The sequence below is a fragment of the Chitinophaga eiseniae genome (genome assembly GCF_012641265.1).
Classification (GTDB): Bacteria; Bacteroidota; Bacteroidia; order Chitinophagales; family Chitinophagaceae; genus Chitinophaga; species Chitinophaga eiseniae_A.
Genome location: NZ_JABAHZ010000002.1, coordinates 188,812 through 210,718 on the forward strand (window position 1 = coordinate 188,812; position 21,907 = coordinate 210,718).

Annotated in this window: 17 protein-coding genes; 3 read left to right on the top strand and 14 right to left on the bottom strand. The window is 46.3% G+C overall.

The genetic code is table 11. The features are described from left to right. Nucleotides 1-4 precede the first annotated feature (4 nt). The 5 genes from HGH91_RS08320 to HGH91_RS08340 form a co-directional block, all read right to left on the bottom strand. On the bottom strand, nucleotides 5-1,786 hold the full coding sequence (locus tag HGH91_RS08320) for a MutS-related protein (RefSeq protein ID WP_168738018.1): 1,782 nt from the start codon (nucleotides 1,784-1,786) through the stop codon (nucleotides 5-7). 103 nt (nucleotides 1,787-1,889) lie between these two features. Further along, on the bottom strand, nucleotides 1,890-3,320 hold the full coding sequence (locus tag HGH91_RS08325; protein ID WP_168738019.1) for a glycoside hydrolase family 125 protein: 1,431 nt from the start codon (nucleotides 3,318-3,320) through the stop codon (nucleotides 1,890-1,892). A 64-nt stretch (nucleotides 3,321-3,384) separates the two neighbouring features. Beyond that, nucleotides 3,385-5,814: a bifunctional YncE family protein/alkaline phosphatase family protein gene (locus tag HGH91_RS08330; RefSeq protein WP_168738020.1), complete on the bottom strand. Its 2,430-nt coding sequence runs from the start codon at nucleotides 5,812-5,814 to the stop codon at nucleotides 3,385-3,387. A 207-nt stretch (nucleotides 5,815-6,021) separates the two neighbouring features. Continuing rightward, nucleotides 6,022-9,423 (bottom strand): methylmalonyl-CoA mutase family protein, encoded by a 3,402-nt coding sequence (locus tag HGH91_RS08335; protein ID WP_168738021.1) that lies wholly within the window; start codon nucleotides 9,421-9,423, stop codon nucleotides 6,022-6,024. A gap of 682 nt (nucleotides 9,424-10,105) precedes the next feature. Beyond that, complete coding sequence (locus HGH91_RS08340) at nucleotides 10,106-10,816, bottom strand: NUDIX hydrolase (RefSeq protein ID WP_247651692.1); 711 nt, start codon at nucleotides 10,814-10,816, stop codon at nucleotides 10,106-10,108. Between the two features lie 172 nt (nucleotides 10,817-10,988). Between HGH91_RS08340 and ligA the strand changes: the two genes are divergently transcribed. Together ligA and HGH91_RS08350 are read left to right on the top strand one after the other, a co-directional pair. Continuing rightward, nucleotides 10,989-13,097, top strand: coding sequence for an NAD-dependent DNA ligase LigA (ligA, locus tag HGH91_RS08345; protein WP_168738023.1), 2,109 nt, complete (start codon nucleotides 10,989-10,991; stop codon nucleotides 13,095-13,097). Nucleotides 13,098-13,160: 63 nt separating this feature from the next. After that, nucleotides 13,161-13,598 (top strand): nucleoside deaminase, encoded by a 438-nt coding sequence (locus HGH91_RS08350; RefSeq protein WP_145661101.1) that lies wholly within the window; start codon nucleotides 13,161-13,163, stop codon nucleotides 13,596-13,598. A gap of 1 nt (nucleotide 13,599) precedes the next feature. On the opposite strand, the gene HGH91_RS08355 is transcribed toward HGH91_RS08350, so the two are convergent. The 3 genes from HGH91_RS08355 to HGH91_RS08365 form a co-directional block, all read right to left on the bottom strand. Next, nucleotides 13,600-14,529 carry an SPFH domain-containing protein gene (locus HGH91_RS08355; protein ID WP_168738024.1) on the bottom strand — a complete coding sequence of 310 codons (930 nt, stop codon included), beginning with the start codon at nucleotides 14,527-14,529 and terminating at the stop codon, nucleotides 13,600-13,602. Nucleotides 14,530-14,730: 201 nt separating this feature from the next. Continuing rightward, entirely contained in the window at nucleotides 14,731-14,946 is a 216-nt protein-coding gene (locus HGH91_RS08360; RefSeq protein WP_145661108.1) for a hypothetical protein, read from the bottom strand. A gap of 286 nt (nucleotides 14,947-15,232) precedes the next feature. Beyond that, nucleotides 15,233-15,937: a LuxR C-terminal-related transcriptional regulator gene (locus HGH91_RS08365; protein WP_168738025.1), complete on the bottom strand. Its 705-nt coding sequence runs from the start codon at nucleotides 15,935-15,937 to the stop codon at nucleotides 15,233-15,235. A 297-nt stretch (nucleotides 15,938-16,234) separates the two neighbouring features. On the opposite strand from HGH91_RS08365, the gene HGH91_RS08370 reads away from it, so the two are divergent. Then, the gene (locus HGH91_RS08370; protein ID WP_168738026.1) at nucleotides 16,235-16,843 is read left to right on the top strand and encodes a superoxide dismutase; all 609 of its coding nucleotides are present in this window, start codon (nucleotides 16,235-16,237) and stop codon (nucleotides 16,841-16,843) included. A gap of 73 nt (nucleotides 16,844-16,916) precedes the next feature. Here the strand turns inward: HGH91_RS08370 and HGH91_RS08375 are convergent, their stop codons facing one another. The 6 genes from HGH91_RS08375 to HGH91_RS08400 form a co-directional block, all read right to left on the bottom strand. Continuing rightward, entirely contained in the window at nucleotides 16,917-18,308 is a 1,392-nt protein-coding gene (locus HGH91_RS08375; protein ID WP_168738027.1) for a Gfo/Idh/MocA family protein, read from the bottom strand. A gap of 262 nt (nucleotides 18,309-18,570) precedes the next feature. Further along, nucleotides 18,571-20,244 carry a S41 family peptidase gene (locus tag HGH91_RS08380; protein ID WP_168738028.1) on the bottom strand — a complete coding sequence of 558 codons (1,674 nt, stop codon included), beginning with the start codon at nucleotides 20,242-20,244 and terminating at the stop codon, nucleotides 18,571-18,573. 50 nt (nucleotides 20,245-20,294) lie between these two features. Continuing rightward, complete coding sequence (gene yidD, locus HGH91_RS08385; RefSeq protein WP_145661122.1) at nucleotides 20,295-20,525, bottom strand: membrane protein insertion efficiency factor YidD; 231 nt, start codon at nucleotides 20,523-20,525, stop codon at nucleotides 20,295-20,297. Nucleotides 20,526-20,611: 86 nt separating this feature from the next. Then, nucleotides 20,612-21,004, bottom strand: coding sequence for a ribonuclease P protein component (locus tag HGH91_RS08390; RefSeq protein WP_168738997.1), 393 nt, complete (start codon nucleotides 21,002-21,004; stop codon nucleotides 20,612-20,614). Nucleotides 21,005-21,017: 13 nt separating this feature from the next. Then, the gene (gene rpmH, locus HGH91_RS08395; protein ID WP_012788729.1) at nucleotides 21,018-21,173 is read right to left on the bottom strand and encodes a 50S ribosomal protein L34; all 156 of its coding nucleotides are present in this window, start codon (nucleotides 21,171-21,173) and stop codon (nucleotides 21,018-21,020) included. A 177-nt stretch (nucleotides 21,174-21,350) separates the two neighbouring features. After that, nucleotides 21,351-21,860 (bottom strand): OmpH family outer membrane protein, encoded by a 510-nt coding sequence (locus HGH91_RS08400; protein WP_168738029.1) that lies wholly within the window; start codon nucleotides 21,858-21,860, stop codon nucleotides 21,351-21,353. Nucleotides 21,861-21,907 lie beyond the last annotated feature (47 nt).

Sequence of the window (21,907 nt, forward strand, 5' to 3'; positions counted from 1 at the left end):
TCGCTTAAATAATGTCCATCTGCTTCATCAGGAAAGTAGCATTCTTGTTACGGGCTATCCCCTCCCGGATACGGTAGTCGAAATACAGGTGATCGTCCTGGATGGTACTTTCGAAGCAATAGTTCCGGATCTGGCCGGGGTAACTACTTTCCAGGTGGCCCAGCTCCAGGTCGTGCGTAGCAATCATTCCCAGGCAGTTATACTGGAGAAAATGCTCTATCAGGCTGCGGGAGCCCGACAGCTTGTCTTCCGAGTTGGTCCCCTTCAGAATTTCGTCCAGCAGGATAAATACCCGCTCGCCGGCCTTCAGCTGTAGAATAATATGTTGCAGGCGTAGTAACTCCGCCTGGAAATAGGAAGTATGACTGGCAATGGAATCCTTGATCCGCATAGATGTCATCAATCGCATGGGGGTAAACCGCATCCGCTCAGCGCACACCGGCGCCCCACACATAGCCAGCAGCAGGTTGGTGCCCACGCTGCGCAAAAAGGTACTCTTACCCGACATATTGGAACCGGTGATAATCAGGAAGCTATCCTTCTCCCCAATGGCCCCGTCATTTTTTACACAGTCGGAAGCTGGTATCAGTGGGTGGCCCAGGGCAACGGCCTCCATTACGCGCCCTTCCGGTTGAGGCGCCGGCCAGGTAAATTCGGGATGGTTATAAGCATAGGTGGCCAGGCTATTCCATACCTCCAGCCGGGTTACTACATCAAACCATTGGGTGATATGCTGCCGGTGTTTCAATTTCCAGCGCTCCAGGCGAAGGATGCAATGAAAATCATACAACATCAGGGAATTCAATACTACGCCCACCAGCAGGTTTAAACGCTGATCAAAGGCCCCACTCACGCGTGATAACTGCCGTAAGGCCACATCGGCCTCCTGGGCTGTTTCCTGCTGCTGCAACAGTAACCGCGACGCGCCAAAGGAACCTTTCCTGATCAGTTGCAGTAAAACAGAAAACTTATCCAGTATCCTTTCTTTATGCGCCATCAACACATATTGCGACATAATTTTCTTTTGACTGGCTCCCAACAGCAACCAGTTGATCATGATCAATACCAGCAACGGGTAAAAATGGCCCGTCAGGATATTCACCACAATGGCGCCTGCGACCAGCAACGGGCTTGCCCAGATAGCCACTTTCACTACCCGGTTGTTAAGAAACTGGATGGGCATATTCAGCCAGGCGTAAATTTCCCGGCGATCGCTTTCTTCTTCTTTGGCCAGCAACGCATTGGCGGTGAGCAGTTGCCGGAATTCCAATTCCGGCGCCAATACCTTCAATGCTTCCTGCGTAGCCGTTATTGCCGCCGTATCCTGTAATGGTTGCCGCAGCGCCACCGCCAGCTCCTGCTTACCCGACAGCGTTCCAGTACGGTTAATATGCTGATAAATAGAAGAAGGACCAAATACGTCCAGGTCACTGCTGAAATCATGCTGGTCATTCACAAACTCATTACCGTTGTCAAACCCAGATTGCCCGGTGGTAACCAGTTTTTTTTCTTTCTCATTGAGATCCAGTAAAGTATTGTATAACTGCAGCCGCTGTTGCGACTTTGAATAACGTACCAGGAAAAAAACAAAAGCCCCTAATCCAATGGCAGACAACATCAGCCAGGCGCTTTCCCAGCCATTCCTGAAAAACAACACCACGCCCGCCAGCGCTACGAGGAAGGCTGCCAGCCTGCACCAGGCCAGGGTAGATGTTAATCGCTTTTCCTTCCTGATAGCCTCCTGGAATTGTACAATTCTTTGCTGATATATTACTGCTACGGTCATTGACATAGTATTACTAATAAAAAAAACAGGGATTTTGAAGTTTACGTTCACAATTTATTGAACATAAACTACAAAATCCCTGGTTTCAATTGACCTGGATTATTTAAGCATATTGTCTTTTCAGCAAATCAGGGTATTCCTGGCTCACTTTCAATATCAGCTCACCAAATAAAGTATTTACCCAGGCAAACCATGGACGGGTAAATTTAGTAGGATCGTCCTTTTGATAAGATTCATGAATAAAACCAGTGTCGCCGTCCGTATTACGCAGTGTTTTAAGGCAGCCGGCTATTTCCTCTTTATCATGGCTGGTCAGCGCTCTCATGATAATACTCATTGGCCAGATATAGTCAATGCCGGTATGTGGACTACCTACGCCATCACCGTATTTACCGCGGTAAAACCAGGGTTGGAAATTACTCCATACAAAGTGGCGGGAAGCCTGGTACAGCGGATCATCTACGCCAGTATATCCCAGATAAGGGATCGACAACAAGCTGGGTACATTGGTATCGTCGAGGAACAAACGGTTGCCGAAGCCATCTACTTCAAAGCCATACATCATGCCCAGTTTAGGGTGCTCCACGATAGCATGGGCCTTGATAGCGCGGTCAACTTCATCTGCCAGCGCCGTACACTCTGCTGCAAAGGTGTTGTCTTTATAGATACTTTCACTGATTTCAGCCAGTTGACGCAGCGATACTACGGCAAACATATTGGACGGGATCAGGAATGGAAATACCGTGGCATCGTCCGACGGGCGGAAAATAGACACGATCAGCCCCACCGGGGAAATGGGGTTACCCCATCCGCCGTTGGCCACCGTATCTGACTGTACGGCCGATACCCGCTGGAATTTGTAAGGCCCCTTTCCTTCTTTACGTTGTTGCTCCTTAAAGGTTTTCACGATCAGCTGGGCGGCCTGCTTGTATTTAGCATCAAATGGGGTGCTATCGCCACTGATCTTCCAGTAATTATAAGACAACCGTACCGGGTAACAGAGGGAATCGATCTCCCATTTACGCTCATGCAGCTCTGGCTTCATCTGCGTAAGGTCTTTATCCCATTCGCTGCCGGTAGGCCCTTCATTGAAAGCATTGGCATATGGATCAATGAGGATGCATTTAGTCTGACGGTTAATTACGCCCACCACCATGTCTTTCAGCTTAGCGTCTTCCTTCACCAACGGCAGGTAAGGCCAAACCTGGGCAGAAGAATCGCGCAGCCACATGGCATTGATATCACCTGTAATAACGAAGGTATCTGGCTTACCATTGTCCATTTTAAAGCTCACCGTGGTATCGAGCGTATTGGGGAAGCAGTTTTCAAATAACCATCCCAATTTCGTATCTGCAATCTGAGATTTCACCTTCACGATGGTCTTTTCCACGGCTTCACTGGTGAATTTCCGCTTTGCCAGTGGTGGGCGCTGGGAAGTATACCCTGCCCATCCAAATACTGTTTTGGGCAGTCCCAGCCCAACAGCGCCTGCTACAAGTGCACTGTTTTTAAGAAAATCTCTCCTTGCAACCATAACGTTTTTTGAATTTAGGAAGCCCTAAAATAGAAAAGTTTCCCGGATTTGCTTAATCGATTTATCAATCCTCCTCTTCTTCAGCAGCGGGTAACTTCACAAAAGCACTTCTCCGGGGCGCTGGCATCACCGCATGTTCGCCATGGACGGCCTTCCACACCACTTCGTTCAATTCCAGGTCCGGTACCCGGTCTTCATGCGCCAGGTCAAAATTAGCGGAGCGGCGGGCGCTTTCATTCCAGGCCATATTTCTTTCATGAATATCTACCTGGGCAGGCAATGCAGTATACGGCGCCAGATCCGGAGTGGCGGTAAACAGTTCCCACATAGGGGTGGCCGCCGCGTCGTACTGGCTCATGGGCGGCAAGCCCAGGATCAGCTCCATGGTACGCAACATACCAGAAGTGGAGTACATGTTATGATTTACCGACTTTCTTTTTATATAGGGACTAATAACATACGCCGTGGAGCGATGCGCATCGATATGATCAGGACCATTTTGGGCATCATCTTCCAGGATAAAAATGGCGCTCTCCTTCCATATCTTACTATGGGAGATGTAATCCACCAACTGCCCTACCGCCAGGTCATTGTCTGCCACGGCAGCATAAGGAGAATAAGCTCCCTTCCTCATACCGCTGGTATGGTCATTGCCCAGGCGGATACTGTTAAAACGAGGCAACGCATCGATAGCCAGCAGGGAATCAAAATCATGCTGCCATATTTGTTGACGGGCCACATCCTGGATACCCAGATCGAAAGAAGGATAATTAGTGCAGAAGTTATTTTCCAATGATTTTAACGATGCCTTACCCTTCCCTGCAAATTCTCCGTAAGTCCGGTAGCTGATACCCGCACGGTGACAGTAGTCCCAGATAAATCCCTTTTTAGGATAGGCTATTTTCCGACTACCTTCGTAGTCATATGTACCACCACGGCCACCATAGCTGGTGGGCCAGGTTTTTTCGACATAATCTGTAGCATAGGCGGCTGTGCTCCAGTTATGGCCATCGGCGCTTACTTCTGCATCTACATAAAAATTATCCAGCAACACAAAATTCTTTACCAGGCTATGCTGGTTAGGGGTAATCCGGTCGGGGAAAATACAAAGACTGCTATCGCCATTTCCTGTTGCTATATCGCCCAGCACCTGGTCGTAGGTACGGTTTTCTTTAATAATGTAGAAAACATATTTGATAGGAGAACTTTGTCCTGCTTCCCTGGGAATAGGGTTGCCAGCTTCTCCCGCAGCAGTACGCTCTTTTTCTTTGTTGTAGGGAGTATTTTCATACACCAACCGCGACCAGCGGGCCAGCAGGGCATCACCAGGTGTATTGAAAACAGACAGGGTACCTTTAAACAGCCCGCCAATATACTGTACAGGCCTATCTTTCCGGGTATTCCCCTGGTGGGAGCCACTCTCATCCTTTTTGCTGACAGGATTGGGGCCATCAGGATTGGCCATCGATGTAAATCCTTTACCGTTGGCTACCCATAACTTGCGTCCTATCATCCGTACGCAGGTAGGATACCAACCTACGGGAATAAAGCCTTTGGAACGGCTTTTACCAGGATTGGATACATCAAAAACAGCCAGGCAGTTGTTGTCGGCATTAGCAATGTAGAGTTGTTGATTGTTGGCAGATAAAGCCAGGCCATTTGTAGTAGAGCCGGTAGGCGCATCCGGATAAAGTGCTGTTTGCAGCGTTTCTATCACCTTCTGATCTGCCGTGCGGATCACCGATACTGCATTATCATTAGCATTGGCCACATATAAATATTTCCCATTGTCAGACAATATCATTTCATTAGGATGGCTACCTACATCAATAGAGCCCTGTAATTTCCGGGCTTTCAAATCAAATACGGCCACTTCATCTTTACCCCACAGGGAAATATACAAACTGCTTTTGTCTTTAGATAACACCACTGTATAAGCTTCTGCGGGCAAGGGAATACGGGCATCTACCCTATTCGTTTGCAGGTCAATAATATACAAACTATTATCTTCCTTTGTAACCACGTATAGCCGGGTACGTGAGTAATCGGCCACCATTCCGGTAGGGCATATTTTTTCCTTTGGCCAGCTCAAACCTAACCGGATACTGTCTGTTACCTGCAAATGATTATTATTGATGGAATATTGCCAGATCACATTATCGTTGGCGCCGGATGCATACAGCTTTTGTTCATCTTTACTGAAGGCCAGTCCTAACCAGGCTTTAGGAATGGTTACTTCATCCAGTTGCAGTTCCTTTTTCGCGTCGAGCAGCTGGATGGTTTGCTTGCTTTGTCCATTATTGGTAACGGCTACATATTTCCCGGAAGGAGATACCACCATATTTAAGGGAAGATCGCCCAATGGCAACGAGTGCCCCACCGGGGTTAAAGACCAGCCATTAGGCAGCAATACACGCTTTGCCACAGTGTCAATTGATTGCCCGTTTACCTGTAAGGCGGCCAGTAACAGCGCGCCCCAACATAATTTTTTCATAGCGATTTCAATAAGTGAAGCGGTAAAAATAAAATGAACAGCCGGGTCGTCGTCCTATCTTGCTAAAAGGTAATACTAAGATAATATAGATCAAAAAGCTGAAAGCACAAAGCAAAAAGCTATTGTGGAGAATGATCTTAGCGGATACTTAAAATCGCTTTAATCATTCTCCACAATAGCTTTTTGCTTTGCGCTTTCAGCTCTTTATTACATGTTCCTTCTATACTGCCCTCCCACTTCATACAGGGCATGGGTAATCTGACCAAGGGAACAGTGCTTCACTGTTTCCATTAATTCTGCGAAGAGGTTCCCATTGTTCACCGCTACCTGCTGCAGGTGCTTCAGTGCTGCTTCACTCTTGTGTTCATGCCTGCGTTGGAAGGCTTCCAGGGTGTGGATCTGGAATTCTTTTTCTTCCGTGGTGGAGCGGATTACTTCTGCCGGGATGATGGTGGGTGAACCATTTTTATTCAGGAAGGTATTTACCCCTACTATCGGGAACTCGCCAGTATGTTTCAACGACTCATAGTACAGGCTTTCTTCCTGTATTTTATTCCGTTGATACATTCTTTCCATGGCGCCTAAAACGCCGCCACGTTCGGTAATACGGTTAAACTCTGCCAGCACAGCTTCTTCCACCAGGTCGGTCAGTTCTTCAATGAAGAAGGAACCTTGCACGGGGTTTTCATTTTTAGCAGTACCCAGTTCCCGGTTGATAATCAGCTGAATAGCCATCGCCCTTCTCACGCTTTCCTCTGTAGGAGTAGTAATGGCTTCGTCGTACGCGTTGGTATGTAGCGAATTACAGTTATCATAAATAGCGTACAATGCCTGTAACGTAGTACGGATATCGTTAAAATCGATTTCCTGTGCGTGTAAACTCCGACCGGAAGTCTGGATATGATATTTCAGTTTCTGGGAACGGTCGTTGCCTTTGTATTTATACTTAATGGCTTTAGCCCAGATACGGCGGGCCACGCGGCCTATCACCGCATATTCAGGGTCCATGCCGTTGCTGAAGAAGAATGACAGGTTGGGCGCAAAGTCATCGATATTCATGCCCCTGCTCAGGTAGTATTCTACATAGGTAAATCCATTGGCCAGCGTAAATGCAAGCTGGGTAATAGGATTGGCGCCTGCTTCTGCAATATGGTACCCTGAAATACTTACAGAGTAGAAGTTGCGTACTTTCTGGGTGATGAAATATTCCTGCACGTCGCCCATCAGCTTCAAAGCAAATTCGGTAGAGAAGATGCAGGTATTCTGTGCCTGGTCTTCTTTCAGGATATCTGCCTGTACAGTACCACGTACCGTACTGAGGGCATGGGCCTTAATTTTCTCATATACTTCCCGGTCCAGTACTTCTTCTCCCGAAATACCCAACAGCTCCAGGCCCAGGCCATCATTGCCGGCAGGCAGATCGCCGTTGTAATGTGGCAGCGGGTGATCTTTGAACTTTTGGGCTATCAGGGATTTCACTTTTTCGGTTAGTCCCTGTTCCTTGATATATTTCTCGCATTGCTGGTCAATGGCGGCATTCATGAAAAACGCCAGCAGGATGGGCGCAGGGCCATTGATGGTCATCGATACCGAAGTTTTGGGATCACAGAGATCAAAACCACTGTATAATTTTTTAGCATCATCCACCGTGGCAATGCTTACGCCGGAGTTACCCACTTTACCGTAAATATCGGGTCTTACCGCAGGATCTTCTCCGTACAGCGTAACGCTGTCGAAAGCGGTAGACAGTCGTTTTGCCGGCTGGTCGAGCGATACGTAGTGGAAACGTTTATTCGTTCTTTCCGGGCCGCCTTCCCCGGCAAACATACGGGTAGGATCTTCTCCTTCCCTTTTCAGCGGGAATACACCGGCGGCATAAGGGAATTCTCCCGGCAGGTTTTCTGTGAGCTGCCAGCGAAGAATATCGCCCCAGTCGTTGTATTTGGGCAGGCTTACTTTCGGAATCCTGCTATGGCTCAGGCTTTCGGAATACAGTGGAAGTTTGATCACTTTATCCCTTACCTGGAATTCATAAAAATCGGCGGTATATTTTTTCACCAGGGCGGGCCACTCTTCTACCAGTTTTTTACATTCCGGGTGCAGGGCCTTTTCCAGGTGCGCCTTAATATCAGCCAGGGCAGCGGCCTGCGACGGTTGCAGGGCAGCCACGCCGGCTACCTGGTACAATTGGGTAGCCAATTTGCATTGCTCATTTACCCAGTTGCTATAATCGCCAATAGCCTCTGCAATTTCGGCGAGGTAGCGCACGCGGGCTGGCGGTATGATCTGCGATTTGGTGGAGGTAGATTTAATGCTTTCATGTGGCATAGGACCGAAGCTGATACCAGCTTTTTCCGTTACCTTCTCCATTACTTTTTCATAGAGCAGGTTGATGCCGGCATCGTTGAACTGGGAGGCAATAGAACCTACTACCGGCAGTTCTTCTTCTTTCGCGTTCCAGAGGTTATGGTTGCGTTTATATTGCTTGCGTACATCGTGCAGGGCATCGAGTGCGCCGGCTTTATCAAATTTATTGATGGCGATCACATCAGCATAGTCGAGCATGTTGATTTTCTCCAGCTGGGAAGCGGCGCCATATTCCGGTGTCATTACATACAGCGATACATCGCAGTAGTCGGTGATAGCGGTATCGCTCTGGCCTATACCCGATGTTTCGAGGATGATAAAGTCGTAGGCGGCCAGCTTACAGACGTCGATCGCTTCCTGTATATGTTCGCTGATGGCTTTATCACTTTCGCGGGTGGCGAGGGAGCGCATATAGGCGCGCGGGTGATGGATAGAATTCATCCGGATACGATCGCCCAGCAGGGCGCCACCTGTCTTCTTTTTAGAAGGATCCACTGAAATAACCGCAACGGTTTTATCGGTAGTATGATTCAGGAAGCGGCGTACCAGTTCATCGGTCACGCTACTTTTACCTGCACCTCCGGTGCCGGTGATCCCCAGTACCGGCGATTTTTCGGGTTCTCCTGCGGTAGAAGTGATGCGCGCGCCGGCTGCTTCATCTACGGTTACCACAGTACGGGCTTTTTGTCCGCTGAGCAGTGCTACCGGGATATCGTTTTCTGCCAGGCTGATAGCACGGGCAATAATTTTCGGGTTTTTATCTTTCCGGAGCTGTGGGATGTCTTCTACGTTGCTGCCGGCAGGCAAAGGTTTAATGGCTATATCACATTGGCGGATCAGGTCTTCGATCATGCCTTCCAGGCCCATTTGCCGGCCGTCATCGGGCGAGTAGAGGCGTGCAATGCCATAGGCATGCAGCTCTTCTATTTCCACGGGGAGAATAGTGCCACCTCCACCACCGAATATCTTTATATGTCCGCAGCCTTTTTGCTGGAGCAGGTCATACATATACTTGAAAAACTCCACATGACCACCCTGGTAGGAAGTCACGGCTATGCCCTGGGCATCTTCCTGTATGGCACAGTCAACGATTTCCGCAGCGGAGCGATTGTGTCCCAGATGTATGACTTCGGCGCCCTTTGCCTGCATAATGCGCCGCATGATGTTAATGGCGGCATCATGGCCGTCGAATAAAGCGGCCGCCGTTACAATGCGCACCTTATTTTGTGGTGTATAAGACATATCAATAACCGGTTTTTGTCACGCAAAGCAGCGGAGGAGCAAAGCAGCATAAGCGCTTGGTGTCTCTGCTCCTTTGTCGCTTTGCATGTTACTTGCGTGAGACTTGCAAGTTACGGAAAAACCGGCTGAACTGCCGGCATGGCGCGGGTTTTATCAGAATTAGAATTGATTGAACACCTGCCTCATCTTGTTGCAAAATTTTTAACTGATACCAAAATGAGTTAGTATTTCCCTAAAACAACTTTCCCCTGTACAAAGCCTGTACAAGGGAAAGTGTAAAGTTAAGACACAAGGCAGTAATGCTTAGCAGTCTTATGTTTCATAACGTGGAACTATAAAATCAAACTATTGATCAAATGATTTTGTAGTCTTCAAACTTATTAAATGGAATTTTTCTACATACGGCAAAAACAACAAAAAAATTTAGAGCGAACTCGTCTTAGATCCTGGTGATATACTGATATAAAGTCGTTTTATAGGATGTGTACATCTTACACAATCTTACTTAAAATTTTGTTAAAAACAAACTTTTTTTTCACCGTCGATAGAAAATTAACAGTGCAATTTTTACGCAGGTACATACCTTTTTAAACCCTTTCTGGAAAAGGACTTCAGCACTATAAATTTCAACGGAAATGAAAAATATTTAACAACCCCAGGCGAAAAAAGTACCAGAAACAGGTCAGAAGCCAATGCCCAGGTAGCGCTTCTTGCGCTGGTCATACTTGTCGAAATTAAACTTATATAGTTTGGCAGGACGATGAGGTACATCTTCCTCTTCTTCGTTCAGATCCATCAGTAAATCCATCGACAGAAACTTCTTCCGGAAATTACGGCGGTCGAGTTCCATATCCAGGATAGCCTCGTAGAGGTTTTGCAGTTCGCGGAGGGAAAACTTGCGGGGTAACAAATTGAAGCCAATAGGTTGTACGAGTACCTGCTGTTTGAGCCGCTCATGACAGGTATCCAGGATCTGTTTATGGTCGAACGCCATTTCATGCAGGTCTTTTACGCTATGCCAGTGCAGTTCATTGTTATGCAGCTTCAGTTCTACATGTTCAATATTGACCAGGGAGTAATAGGCCACGGTAATGACCCGGCCGGCCGGATGGCGGTGAATGGCGCCAAAGGTCTGTACCTGTTCCATGTACACATCATCCAGTCCTGTACGTTCTTTCAGCACCCGGTAGGCTGCTTCATCGAGCTCCTCATCGGGCCGGACGATATCTCCCAGCAATGACCATTTACCTTTGAATTCTTTGAGGTCAGATTCTATCAGTAATACTTTCAGCTCATCATCATTAAAACCGAAAATGACACAATCTACCGAAATGGCTACCTTGAAATAATCCTTAATTTCAACAAGGTGCGTGTTGATGTTCTTGGTGTACATAGACATCATAATGAACGTGGAATTACAGCTATTGGTTATTTTAAATAACGTGCGGAATTATAATCAAATGAAAGAAAAAAAAAGCACATTTAAAACAAAATGGTCGAATTTTTTGAACAGCTATCCCTATCCTGAAAGATAAGTTTAAATTTACGTTTCAGTATCATACATTATGTACACAAAGGAGATAGAAATAACCCTGGCGCAGCTGGCCAAAGACCTGCTAAGCCACTTGCAGCAACAACGGCTGCTGGATTCCGTTGACAATACCCTGGAAGCTTTACGCCGCGTGATCGCTTACAACGACTGGCGTTATTATGTGCAAAGCGAACCTGTTATGAGCGACTACGAGTACGACCAGCTATTTGCCTGGTTGAAAAAGCTGGAACAGGAGCATCCACATCTGATCAGCGCCGACTCTCCTACCCAACGGGTAGCCCAGGGACTTACCAAGGAATTTGTGACGGTGCCCCACCTGGTCCCCATGCTCAGCCTGGAAAACTCCTACAATGCAGACGACCTGCTCGACTGGGATCGTAAAGCACGGGAAAGCGCAGGCCTGGCCGAAATTGAATATTGTATAGAACCCAAGTTCGACGGCGCCAGCATCTCCCTGATATATGAAGACGACCACCTCTCCCGCGGCGCCACCCGTGGCGACGGCGTAGCCGGCGAGGATATCACTACCAACATAAAACAAATCCGCTCTATCCCACTATCGGCCAGCTTCTCAAAATATGGGATTCACCAGATTGAGATCCGCGGAGAAGTGCTGATCAACAAAAATACCTTTAAAGCCTTCAATGATAAACGCATTGCTGAAAACCTGCCACCACTGGCTAATCCGCGCAATGCTGCTTCCGGTTCCCTGCGCATGGTGGATCCTAACGAAGTAGCCAAACGCGGACTGGAAGCGTTTCTATATCATATGAGCTACCATACTATGAACCCGGGGCAATCGGAACCCGCCGCACTGCAAACACACAGCGGTACGCTGGAGCTGTTGTCAACATTGGGCTTCCGCAGCCCCGCCAAAGAAAAGAAAGTGGTAAAAGGCATACAAGCCGTGATCGACTATTGCCTTTTCTTTGAAACCGAGCGTGATAATCTCCCCTACGAAATTGATGGTATGGTGATCAAAGTCAATGACTATGATCTGCAGGATAAGCTGGGTATGACCACCCACCATCCCCGCTGGGCCATTGCTTATAAGTTTAAGGCCAGACAAGCCACCAGTAAGCTGCGCAGCGTAGAATTCCAGGTGGGCCGCACCGGCTCCATTACCCCCGTGGCCAAAATTGACCCGGTACCTATTGGCGGTGTTACGGTAGGATCTATCTCTCTTTTTAATGAAGAAGTGATCAAAGAAAAAGACCTGAAACTGGGCGACACGGTGCTAGTAGAAAGAGCCGGCGATGTAATCCCTTATATTGTAAAATCAGTAGCTGATCTGAGGGACGGCAGCGAACGGGAAATTGTATTCCCTACCCATTGCCCGGTATGCGGCGATAAGCTGGTAAAACCGGCAGAAGAAAGTGTATGGCGTTGCACCAATATCAACTGTGAAGCACAGGTGGTAGAGAGAATGATACATTTTGTGAGTAAAGACGCTATGGATATCAAGAGCTTCGGAGAAAGCAATGTGCGCAAATTCTTTGCAGCCGGCCTGATGCATGATATCCCCGGTATCTATGAACTCGACTTTGAGAAGATTGGCGCCATGGAAGGATTTGGTAAAAAATCTCTCACCAACCTGCAATCCGCTATAGAACAATCTAAAAGTCAGCCGCTACACCGGTTAATATTCGGGCTGGGCATACGCTATGTAGGCGAAACCACCGCCAAAACACTGGCCAATGCAGTGACCTATATTATGGATCTCCAACATTGGACGGAGGAACAAATATTAGCGCTGGAAGATATAGGGCCCAAAGTAGCCGGATCTATCCGTTCATTTTTTGCCAATGCCGATAATATTGCCATGCTACATAAACTGGCTTCGCTGGGGATTAACATGGAAAATACCAAAAAATCGACGGTAATATCTGGTAACCTCAACGGGCAAACGTTTTTATTTACCGGCACCCTTTATAAGCTGAAACGTAGTGAAGCCGAGGAACTGGTAGAACAGGAAGGCGGTAAAATAGTGAGTGGCGTAAGCAGCAAACTCAATTACCTGGTAGTAGGCGAAGAAGCTGGCAGCAAACTGGAAAAAGCCAAAAAAATCAATACTATTAAGATATTGACAGAAGACGAGTTTCTCGTTCTGATCAACAAATAATCATACCTGCAACGCCTGCTGGCAATAGCAGGTGTTGTTATTGACAGCTAATGAGCAAGTGATATGACCGATGAACATTTTATGCGGCAGGCCCTGCAGGAAGCCCGGAAGGCCTTTGAAGACGGAGAAGTTCCCATTGGAGCAGTGGTAGTGATGAACAACCGCATTATTGGGCGTGGATATAACCATGTAGAGCGGCTGAATGATTGCACTGCTCATGCCGAAATGATAGCCCTGACTGCGGCATTCAATACACTGGGAAGTAAATATTTAATGGATGCTACGCTATATGTAACAGTAGAACCTTGCCTGATGTGTGCGGGCGCACTTTACTGGAGTAAGATTGGCAGGATTGTATATGCAGCAGCAGATGATAAGAACAGCTACCGCCGGGCTACCGGCGACCGGTCCCCGTTTCATCCTAAAACAAAACTGGAAGCCGGTCCGTGCCGCGAAGAAAGTTTACAGTTGATGAAAACTTTCTTTGAACAAAGGAGATAAATTATTTTTTTGCCGCCTCTGTTATTTTATTCAGCCCCATCATCTGTTTCATGGTATGGTCCATCCCTTCGGTAGAGCCATCCAGGAAGATAACGTTGCCTTTTGAATTTTCTGCAAAATGCTTAATGGCTTCTGTCCACATGGAGAATAAAATAACAGAAGTATCCAGGTTGGCCTGCTGCATCTCTTTGGCGGCCATAGTCATACCTTTTGCCACCTCTTCCCGGAACAGGGCCACACCCATACCACGCAGCTGGGCGGCCTGGCGTTCTGCTTCGGCAGCAATCTTGATAGCGTTACCATCTGCTTCGGCGGCCTTTGTCTTCGTAATCAGCAATGCCTGCCCTTCATTTTCTGCCGCGGCTTTCAGGTTGTTAGAGGCTACCACCTGGGCCATCGATTTCATGATCACCTCATCAAAAGTGATATCATTCATTTGCAGGTCTAACAGGTGAAAACCCCATTCTTCCAGGGTTTTATCGATCTGTTCTTTTACGTGTTCAGTAATATCCTTACGTAATCCCAGTACTTCCGCCTGTCTTTTAGTCGCTACAAATCCACGGATAGAGCCTTCAATCGTACGCACCAGCGCCTGCATGAAACTTCTTTCATCCATGAATTTAAACGCCACGTTTTTAAGCGTTTCTTCTTCCTGGTTCCATACTGCATACAGGAGCATGGCTTTAAAATAAACGTTGGCCTGGTCAATGGTGATGGCCTGGAATTCCAGTTCTACTGACCGGTTCTGAACCGATATTTTCTTGAAGACTTTTTCAATGATGGGTATCTTAAAGTTCAATCCGGGAAAAAGCACCCGGTTGTACTTCCCGAAAATAGTGGTGATGGCGATGTTTCCCTGTTGAACGGTAACAAAGCTGGAAAGTATGACTACAGCAGCCAATACCAACAGAATAATCCAGATAACATTCATAGAGCGATTGTTTAGGTAGGGTTTAAACACCTAAATATAATAAAAATAAAGTCAATGGGGAGGGCAGGCATACTTTTCCCATCACATACACAGATAGATTTATGTTGCAGTATAAAGAAAGAAGAAAAAACAATGGATGAGCCACTGAGCTTAAAAACACAACGAATGAATATTACAAAAAGCTTAGTTTGTGCTCTCTTTCTATATTCTTTGTCTTCTTCTGAAATATATAAATACGTCGTCCAATTCTATTTGTTTTAACTGATAGGCCAACCGTGTTCTCAAGTCTTCTGTTTCGTCTTTTATTCTCCTGTATTGATCTTTCAGTACTTCATAACGGGCCACAATTTCCTCCGCGGTAGCGGTATCCTCCAGTTGCAAAATATTAAAGGCTCTTTCCTCGGTTATCATAGTCATAGGGGTGTTTCAGCTAGTAATCATATCGGATGTTTAAATAACATACGTAATATTTAATTCACTAAATTAGTGGAGTTTAAAAGACGAGCAAATACCCAATCTTGGGTATTTTTCCCAAAACGTGATTTTTTTAGCAAATTTTTAGCAACTTTCTTCTCATTTTGAATATTGATTACCAATCAAATACAGTTTAATGATTACGGTGCTCTTTTTCTGCAGGCATAGAAGTTAACAATGGGTAAACTGGTATCTCGGCAACAGGCAGCACTAATACTTTTTTAGCTACTTATTCAAATCCAATCTTTCGGGCGATGGTAATCAATTCGGAAGTGTTACGGACTTTCAGTTTCAGGCGGATATTCTTACGATGTGTTTCAACGGTATAACGGCTAAGGTTCAACGAATGTGCAATTTCCTTGTTATTCAGGCCTTTCACGGCCATTGCCAATACATCTTTCTCCCTGGAAGTAAGTTTATTAAACAGGCTTTCGTGTTGGCGACGCATGATGGCATTCAGCGCTTCTGAGAGTTGTACATTGGTATCAATGGCATTGGTAAGATCGAGGAAAGCACAGATGATTTCTACCACCCTGCCATTTTTATCATGGGTAAAAGGCACTTCTAATCCCAATAGCCAGCGGTAATCTACCTCTCCTTTTTTCCGTATACGTGCCAGCCCTCCAAACTGCTCTTTGTTATTGAGGAAAGATTGCTGGGCTACCGCCGCCAGTTTAAAATCGTCGGGGTGCATGATATGCCTGAAAAACTCCATGCCCATCCCGGTCATTTCAGCCGGAGTGAAGCCCACAGTTTCCGCCAGTCTATCGTTACACCAGGTAACGGATTTGTTATTGTTATCGTAACTGTAAATCATGGCGGGCACATGATGTAGAATACTTTCCAGCCAATGTATACGATTTTTTAACTGCTCATTTTCCTTTTGTAAAACATTGAGGGAAAAACTTTGCCCTGTATCCGAGCCTGTCTGCATACTATACGTTTTAAACAAACAATAGGTAAACAACTACCAGGCACACTAAGATGCCTATGTCACGTCGGGTTAAACCGACTATCCGTAAATTTAAAATAATTTTCCATATGATCAAGCCCGCTTTTCCGGCTCACTCCGGGATTCCGCGCCTTTATTGCCCGGTTTTGCAACCAGACGCGATTACTTAACCTAAATATCTAAATAAGTAAATAATTAAATGGCTAAATTTTAACGGATTGGCAGTAAATTTGGCGACTATCAAGAAATCATATTTTCAAACCCATAAAACTTTGAGTTATGGCATTTACACTTCCGAGCTTACCCTACGCAACTGATGCGTTAGAGCCGAATTTCGATAAACTGACAATGGAAATTCACCACGGTAAGCACCACCAGGCTTATGTAGATAATCTGAACAAGGCAATTGCAGGTACAGAAAACGAGAACAAATCATTAGAAGAACTGGTTGCCAACGCTGGTAAAATCAGCCCGGCTGTAAGAAACAATGGTGGTGGTCACTGGAATCACAGTTTCTTCTGGACCAGCCTCGCACCAAACGCGGGCGGCGCTCCATCCGGTAAACTGGCTGATGCTATCAACAGCACCTTTGGTTCTTTCGAAGCTTTCCAGGAAAAATTCAACACTGCCGGCGCTACCCGCTTCGGTTCAGGTTGGGCCTGGCTGCTGATAAAAGATGGCAAACTGGAAGTTACTTCCACTCCTAACCAGGACAACCCGCTGATGGATGTAGCTGAAGTAAAAGGCACACCTATCCTCGGCGTAGACGTATGGGAACACGCCTACTACCTGAAGTACCAAAACCGCCGTCCGGAATACCTGAAAGCATTCTGGAATGTAGTTGACTGGAACGCTATCAGCAAACGCTATGAAGCAGCTGCCAAATAAGCATTAAGTCAATAGCTATAAATGAAAAGGCCCCGCGTTATAACGCGGGGCCTTTTCATTTATAACGCTGGGATTACTTATTTACTAATTTCAGATTTTTAGGATCCCAGTGAATGATCTTATTGTCGAAGTAGCTTTCATTACACAACAATGCCGGCGCTGCTGCACGGAAACCAAAAGTAGGATCTTCTGCTACTTTACCGCCGGTACGCATGGCGTTGAACAGGTTATAAAAGTGGTCAAAGTGGGCTCCTTTATACCCTTTCTCTGCCTCGTACTCCATTTTCTCCTGTGGCAGAATGTTCGCACGGTGATAGGCATACGATTTTCCATTATTGGTTGCAGCCGCATTGGCAGCCGCTAACGGGTCGTTTTCATCTACATGTACGCTATTACGGTATAAGGTTACTTTATCCCATTCTACTGTCATAGATCCTTCGCTACCCACCATACGCAAGTAATTGGTACCGCCGGTGCCATCCACAAAGTTTACACGGAGCGACAGGTTAAAGGCCGGGTGTATTTCTGTTTCCGGGTAATCGAACATGCCCAGCATAACGTCAGGTACTTCCCTGCCGTCATTCCAGTAACGTAAGCCACCAGTAGCCATTATTTTATTTGGACCGAGGGAACCCGTTACCAGGTGCAGGCTCGAGAACAGGTGTACGAATAAATCGCCGGATACGCCGGTACCATAATCACGGTAATTGCGCCAGCGGAAAAAACGCAGCGGATCAAAAGCACGCTTAGGCGCGTTCTTCAGATAAGCCTCCCAATCCACCGTTTTGGCGGAAGCATCCGCCGGAATAGGATATTGCCATGCACCGGTAGGCGACATACGTGCCCAGAAACCCTCTGCATAGTTGAGCTTACCAATGGCGCCATCTTTCAGGAGCTGGCGGGCCTTTTCATTTCCCAGGGAGCTCATACCCTGGCTGCCTACCTGGTAAACTACTTTCCCGTTGCGTTGCTGCGCTTCCACTACGGCAGGCGCTTCGCTGATATCATGTACCATTGGTTTTTCGCAGTATACCGACTTCCCTTTATTCATAGCGGCTACAGAGATATCCTTATGCCAGAAGTCCGGCACGGCAATGATAACGGCATCTATGTCTTTACGCTCCAGGATTTCCTGGTAGCTGCGGGTAGTATAAATGTCATTTCCCCATTTCTTCTTAGCATCCGCCAAACGGCCATCATACAGGTCGCAGGCAGCTACCAGCTTTACACCAGGAACGGTAATGGCGGTATTTGCATCCGCAGTACCCATTCCCCCGGCACCGATCAACGCTACCTGGATCTGATCATTGGCGCTATATTTTTCCTTCAGGCGGGAAAGTGACTCAATATTTCTTTTCTTGTCCGCAGCGGTCAGAATATTAGGCAGCAGGGAGGCTCCTACTACACCTTTTGCAACTTTGCTGATAAAGCTCCGACGGGAAGCTTCATTGGAATTTACTGGCATGATTACCCTTTTAGGTTGAAAAATGATAACGGTTTATTATTCGCTGAGATTCTCAAAATAAAAACAATAAACCGGAATTCATAATTTAAGAAAAGCAGCCTGGTAATTAAATGAAGGGAGATAAATAGTCATTTATGCTATCTACAGGTAGCAAACGTCAACAAAAAGGGCCGGCCAATGGCCAGCCCTAACATATGGTAAGAGGTATCTATTTCGCCTGTAAAGATATTGCGACAGCACTTTCTTTAACGCATGCCATGCATCATCTTGCGATGGTCAGCAACTGCTTATATTTAGCCTGGTTGTGCAGGATGTCCGCGGCGGTATTGACTTCATTATCCCACTCCAGCGACCTGGCAATACGGCCTTTCTGCAGGTAATAACGATTTACAATTTCCTCTTCCAGCAAACGTTTTATTTCTGTTTTATTCTTCAACAGGTCCTGCTTTTTATCGTGCTTCATTTTTGCTTCGAGCGTTTCCAGCTCGTTAGCAATGGCATCATAATACTTTTCTTTCCTGGCGGTACTTTTGAAAGAATCCAAAGCTTCCTCACTACGGGTTTTGTAGCTGTAATCTTTATTTTCCAGGTAACGTTCAAAATCGGCAAATTCAGCATCACTCAACGAAAACGTAGCGGGCGCCGTTATTTTCGGGTGACTGTAATAATACGTAGTAGCGTAGTCGAAGATAAATTGTTTGCGGAGCAGTGTAATCGCTACCTGGCTGATATACGTAGGATCCACTTTTGCATCAGGCTCAATACCTCCACCATCTTTTACAGCGCGGCCTCCGGCGGTAGCAAATGATTTACGCAGGGAATCAGGTACGTAATCCACGCTGCCATCATCATTCCGGTGGGAGTAGTCAATGGCCTGTATACAACGTCCGCTGGGAGTATAATACCGCGCGGTAGTTACCTTCAATTTGGTGTTATAGGGGAGCTGACGGGTAGTTTGCACCAGGCCTTTACCATAAGAGCGCTGTCCTATTACCACACCACGGTCCAGGTCTTGCATGCTGCCAGCCACTATTTCAGACGCGGAAGCGGAAGAATGATTGGTGAGTACGGTCAATGGGATATGTACATCTACCGGCTGCTCGGTGGTTTCATAGCTCCGGTCCCAGTTCTTTACTTTGCCCCGGGTGCTTACAATCAGCCTGTTTTTATCCACGAAAATATTGGCTACAATCACCGCTTCATCCAGTAGGCCACCTGGATTGCTGCGAAGGTCCAGGATAATTCCCTTCAGGCCCGGGTGGGATTGTTTCAGTTGTTCAACCGACCTACGTACCATAGCGCCGCTGTTTTCTGTAAACTGCGTCATCTTGATATAGCCGATATCGTTTTTCACGATCCCTGTGTAGCTAACCGGTTTCACATTGATTTCCTCCCGTACTATTTTCCTGGGCGTTTCCACGCCAGTCAAAGGATTGCGGAATACCATATCGAGCGAAGTACCGGCGGCTCCTTTCAGTTGGCGGCTGATCTCTTCCTGGGCTACATTCTTCACGGATTTGCCATCCATGCTCACAATGATATCACCGGGTTTTACGCCTGCTTTGTCCATTGGGCTGCCTTCATATACATCGGTAATGGTAGTCCAGTCGCCGTTGGTATTGATAGAAGCGCCTACGCCGCCATATTTGCCGGTAGCCATAAATTTGAGGTCATCCAGGTTTTCTTCTGAAACAAAATCCGTGAATGGATCTGTTTCTTCCAACATGGCTTCAATGCCTTTATGCATTATTTTTTCGGGGGGCAGATCATCTACATAGTAGGTATTCAGTTCCCGGTAAAAAGCAGCGAAGATGTCCAGGTTTTTGGCGATCTGGAAGTATTTATCATTTTCATTAAAAGCAAAAACGCCGGCTGCGATGATGATCAACAACAGTGCGGTTATCAGCTTCTTTTTCCTATTAAAAAATGCACGCATGCAACAGAGTATATAAGATGAGTGATAAAGTTGGCGGCCGGCAGCCTTACTCAGGGCACCGGATCATATCCATGGCCACCCCAGGGATGGCAGGACAAGATACGCTTTATGGTGAGATAGCCGCCTTTGAATGGTCCATATTTTTTAAATGCTTCCAACCCATACTGTGAGCAGGTGGGCGTATAGCGGCATTTACTGCCCAACAGGGGCGAGATAAACCATTGATAGATTTTTATCAGGAGAATAAAAGGATAACTCAACCAGCGAACTACACGATTCATAATCAACTTTTTGCGGTCAGCTTGCAGCCATTAAAAAAGTATCTGACTAACACGTTGCAATCAGCCGGAAAGCTAACCGCTAAAGGCTAAATGCTGTTTTGCAACTTCTTTAAAATTACTGAAATTTTGTCTTGCAGGGTGGAAAAATCGGCTATTTTTTTGTCGGTATAGATGAGGAAAACAGCGAGCTGCTGCGACTGCGACCGGAGGTGGTCGTATAATGCCTGCTTCTGAAGACGCCAGGCTTCGCGGCCCAGGCGTTTAATGCGGTTACGGTCTACCGCATGGGGAAATCTGCGGGTAGTAGCGCTAAAACCTACCTGCACGGGGTATTTACATGGCTCCGTAAGGGGCATGTATACCACGCGGTACGGAAAAACAGAAAACGCTTTTCCTTCACGAAAAAGCGTTTCAATAAGTTTTCTGCTTTTTAACCTTTCTTCCTTGCTAAAAGAATAAGTTTTTATGGCAAATAGTATTTAGCTACTATAATTATTTCAGCTTACGCTCGTCAGAAACAGTCAGCTTCTTACGACCTTTTGCTCTACGGGAAGCCAATACCTTACGGCCATTAGCAGTTTCCATTCTCTTTCTGAAGCCGTGAACGCTCTTTCTGCGTCTGTTATGCGGTTGAAAAGTACGTTTCATTTCTTTTTTTTGTTTTTACCTGTACTACTAAAAGTCCCGGATTAAAGGATTGTTTTTTAAAACGGAAGGCAAAGGTAGCAGAAAATATTTGAAAAGTAAAATTAAAATACGAATTCTTAAATGTAAAGGTGGAATGCAGTTTTCACCACATTCCACCTTTAATATTAAAAAATTAAACTATTTAATACCCAGTTTAACCTTTACAGGGGCCAAGATATCGTCTGCTGCAGGAGAAACCAGCAACATACCAGCAGAGCTGTCGATTACATAACCATAACCCTTTTCCTTTGCTACATCTTCGATCGCTTTACGGGCTTTATCGTAGATAGGTTTCAGGAGTTCAGATTGTTTAGCCTGTACTTTCTGTTCAGCAGCTTCACGGTAGTCCTGGATACGTTTCTGTGCATCCTGGATTTCACGACCTTTGATTTCTTTTATGTTGTCGGTCATTGTAGCCGCCTTGTCATCAAAATCCTTCATTTTCTTAGTATACTCGTCTACCAGCGCTTTACCATCAGCTTCCAGGCTCTGAGCATAAGTCTGCAAATCAGTTTCTGCCTTTTTAGCTTCTGGCATGCTCGCCACCAGTGCCTGTGCATTGATATGCGCTACTTTGGATTGTGCCATTGCATTCACGCTGAACAAACCGGTAACCGCCACAAAAGCAATAATTACGTACTTCTTCATGATGTTGTCTGTGTTTAAAAAAATTTAAATACTTATAGTTAAAAAAT

Coding starts and splice junctions, on each gene's coding strand:
- HGH91_RS08320 (WP_168738018.1), bottom strand. CDS start 1,786: ATGACCGTAGCAGTAATATATCAGCAAAGAATTGTACAATTCCAGGAG.
- HGH91_RS08325 (WP_168738019.1), bottom strand. CDS start 3,320: ATGGTTGCAAGGAGAGATTTTCTTAAAAACAGTGCACTTGTAGCAGGC.
- HGH91_RS08330 (WP_168738020.1), bottom strand. CDS start 5,814: ATGAAAAAATTATGTTGGGGCGCGCTGTTACTGGCCGCCTTACAGGTA.
- HGH91_RS08335 (WP_168738021.1), bottom strand. CDS start 9,423: ATGTCTTATACACCACAAAATAAGGTGCGCATTGTAACGGCGGCCGCT.
- HGH91_RS08340 (WP_247651692.1), bottom strand. CDS start 10,816: ATGTACACCAAGAACATCAACACGCACCTTGTTGAAATTAAGGATTAT.
- ligA (WP_168738023.1), top strand. CDS start 10,989: ATGTACACAAAGGAGATAGAAATAACCCTGGCGCAGCTGGCCAAAGAC.
- HGH91_RS08350 (WP_145661101.1), top strand. CDS start 13,161: ATGACCGATGAACATTTTATGCGGCAGGCCCTGCAGGAAGCCCGGAAG.
- HGH91_RS08355 (WP_168738024.1), bottom strand. CDS start 14,529: ATGAATGTTATCTGGATTATTCTGTTGGTATTGGCTGCTGTAGTCATA.
- HGH91_RS08360 (WP_145661108.1), bottom strand. CDS start 14,946: ATGACTATGATAACCGAGGAAAGAGCCTTTAATATTTTGCAACTGGAG.
- HGH91_RS08365 (WP_168738025.1), bottom strand. CDS start 15,937: ATGCAGACAGGCTCGGATACAGGGCAAAGTTTTTCCCTCAATGTTTTA.
- HGH91_RS08370 (WP_168738026.1), top strand. CDS start 16,235: ATGGCATTTACACTTCCGAGCTTACCCTACGCAACTGATGCGTTAGAG.
- HGH91_RS08375 (WP_168738027.1), bottom strand. CDS start 18,308: ATGCCAGTAAATTCCAATGAAGCTTCCCGTCGGAGCTTTATCAGCAAA.
- HGH91_RS08380 (WP_168738028.1), bottom strand. CDS start 20,244: ATGCGTGCATTTTTTAATAGGAAAAAGAAGCTGATAACCGCACTGTTG.
- yidD (WP_145661122.1), bottom strand. CDS start 20,525: ATGAATCGTGTAGTTCGCTGGTTGAGTTATCCTTTTATTCTCCTGATA.
- rpmH (WP_012788729.1), bottom strand. CDS start 21,173: ATGAAACGTACTTTTCAACCGCATAACAGACGCAGAAAGAGCGTTCAC.
- HGH91_RS08400 (WP_168738029.1), bottom strand. CDS start 21,860: ATGAAGAAGTACGTAATTATTGCTTTTGTGGCGGTTACCGGTTTGTTC.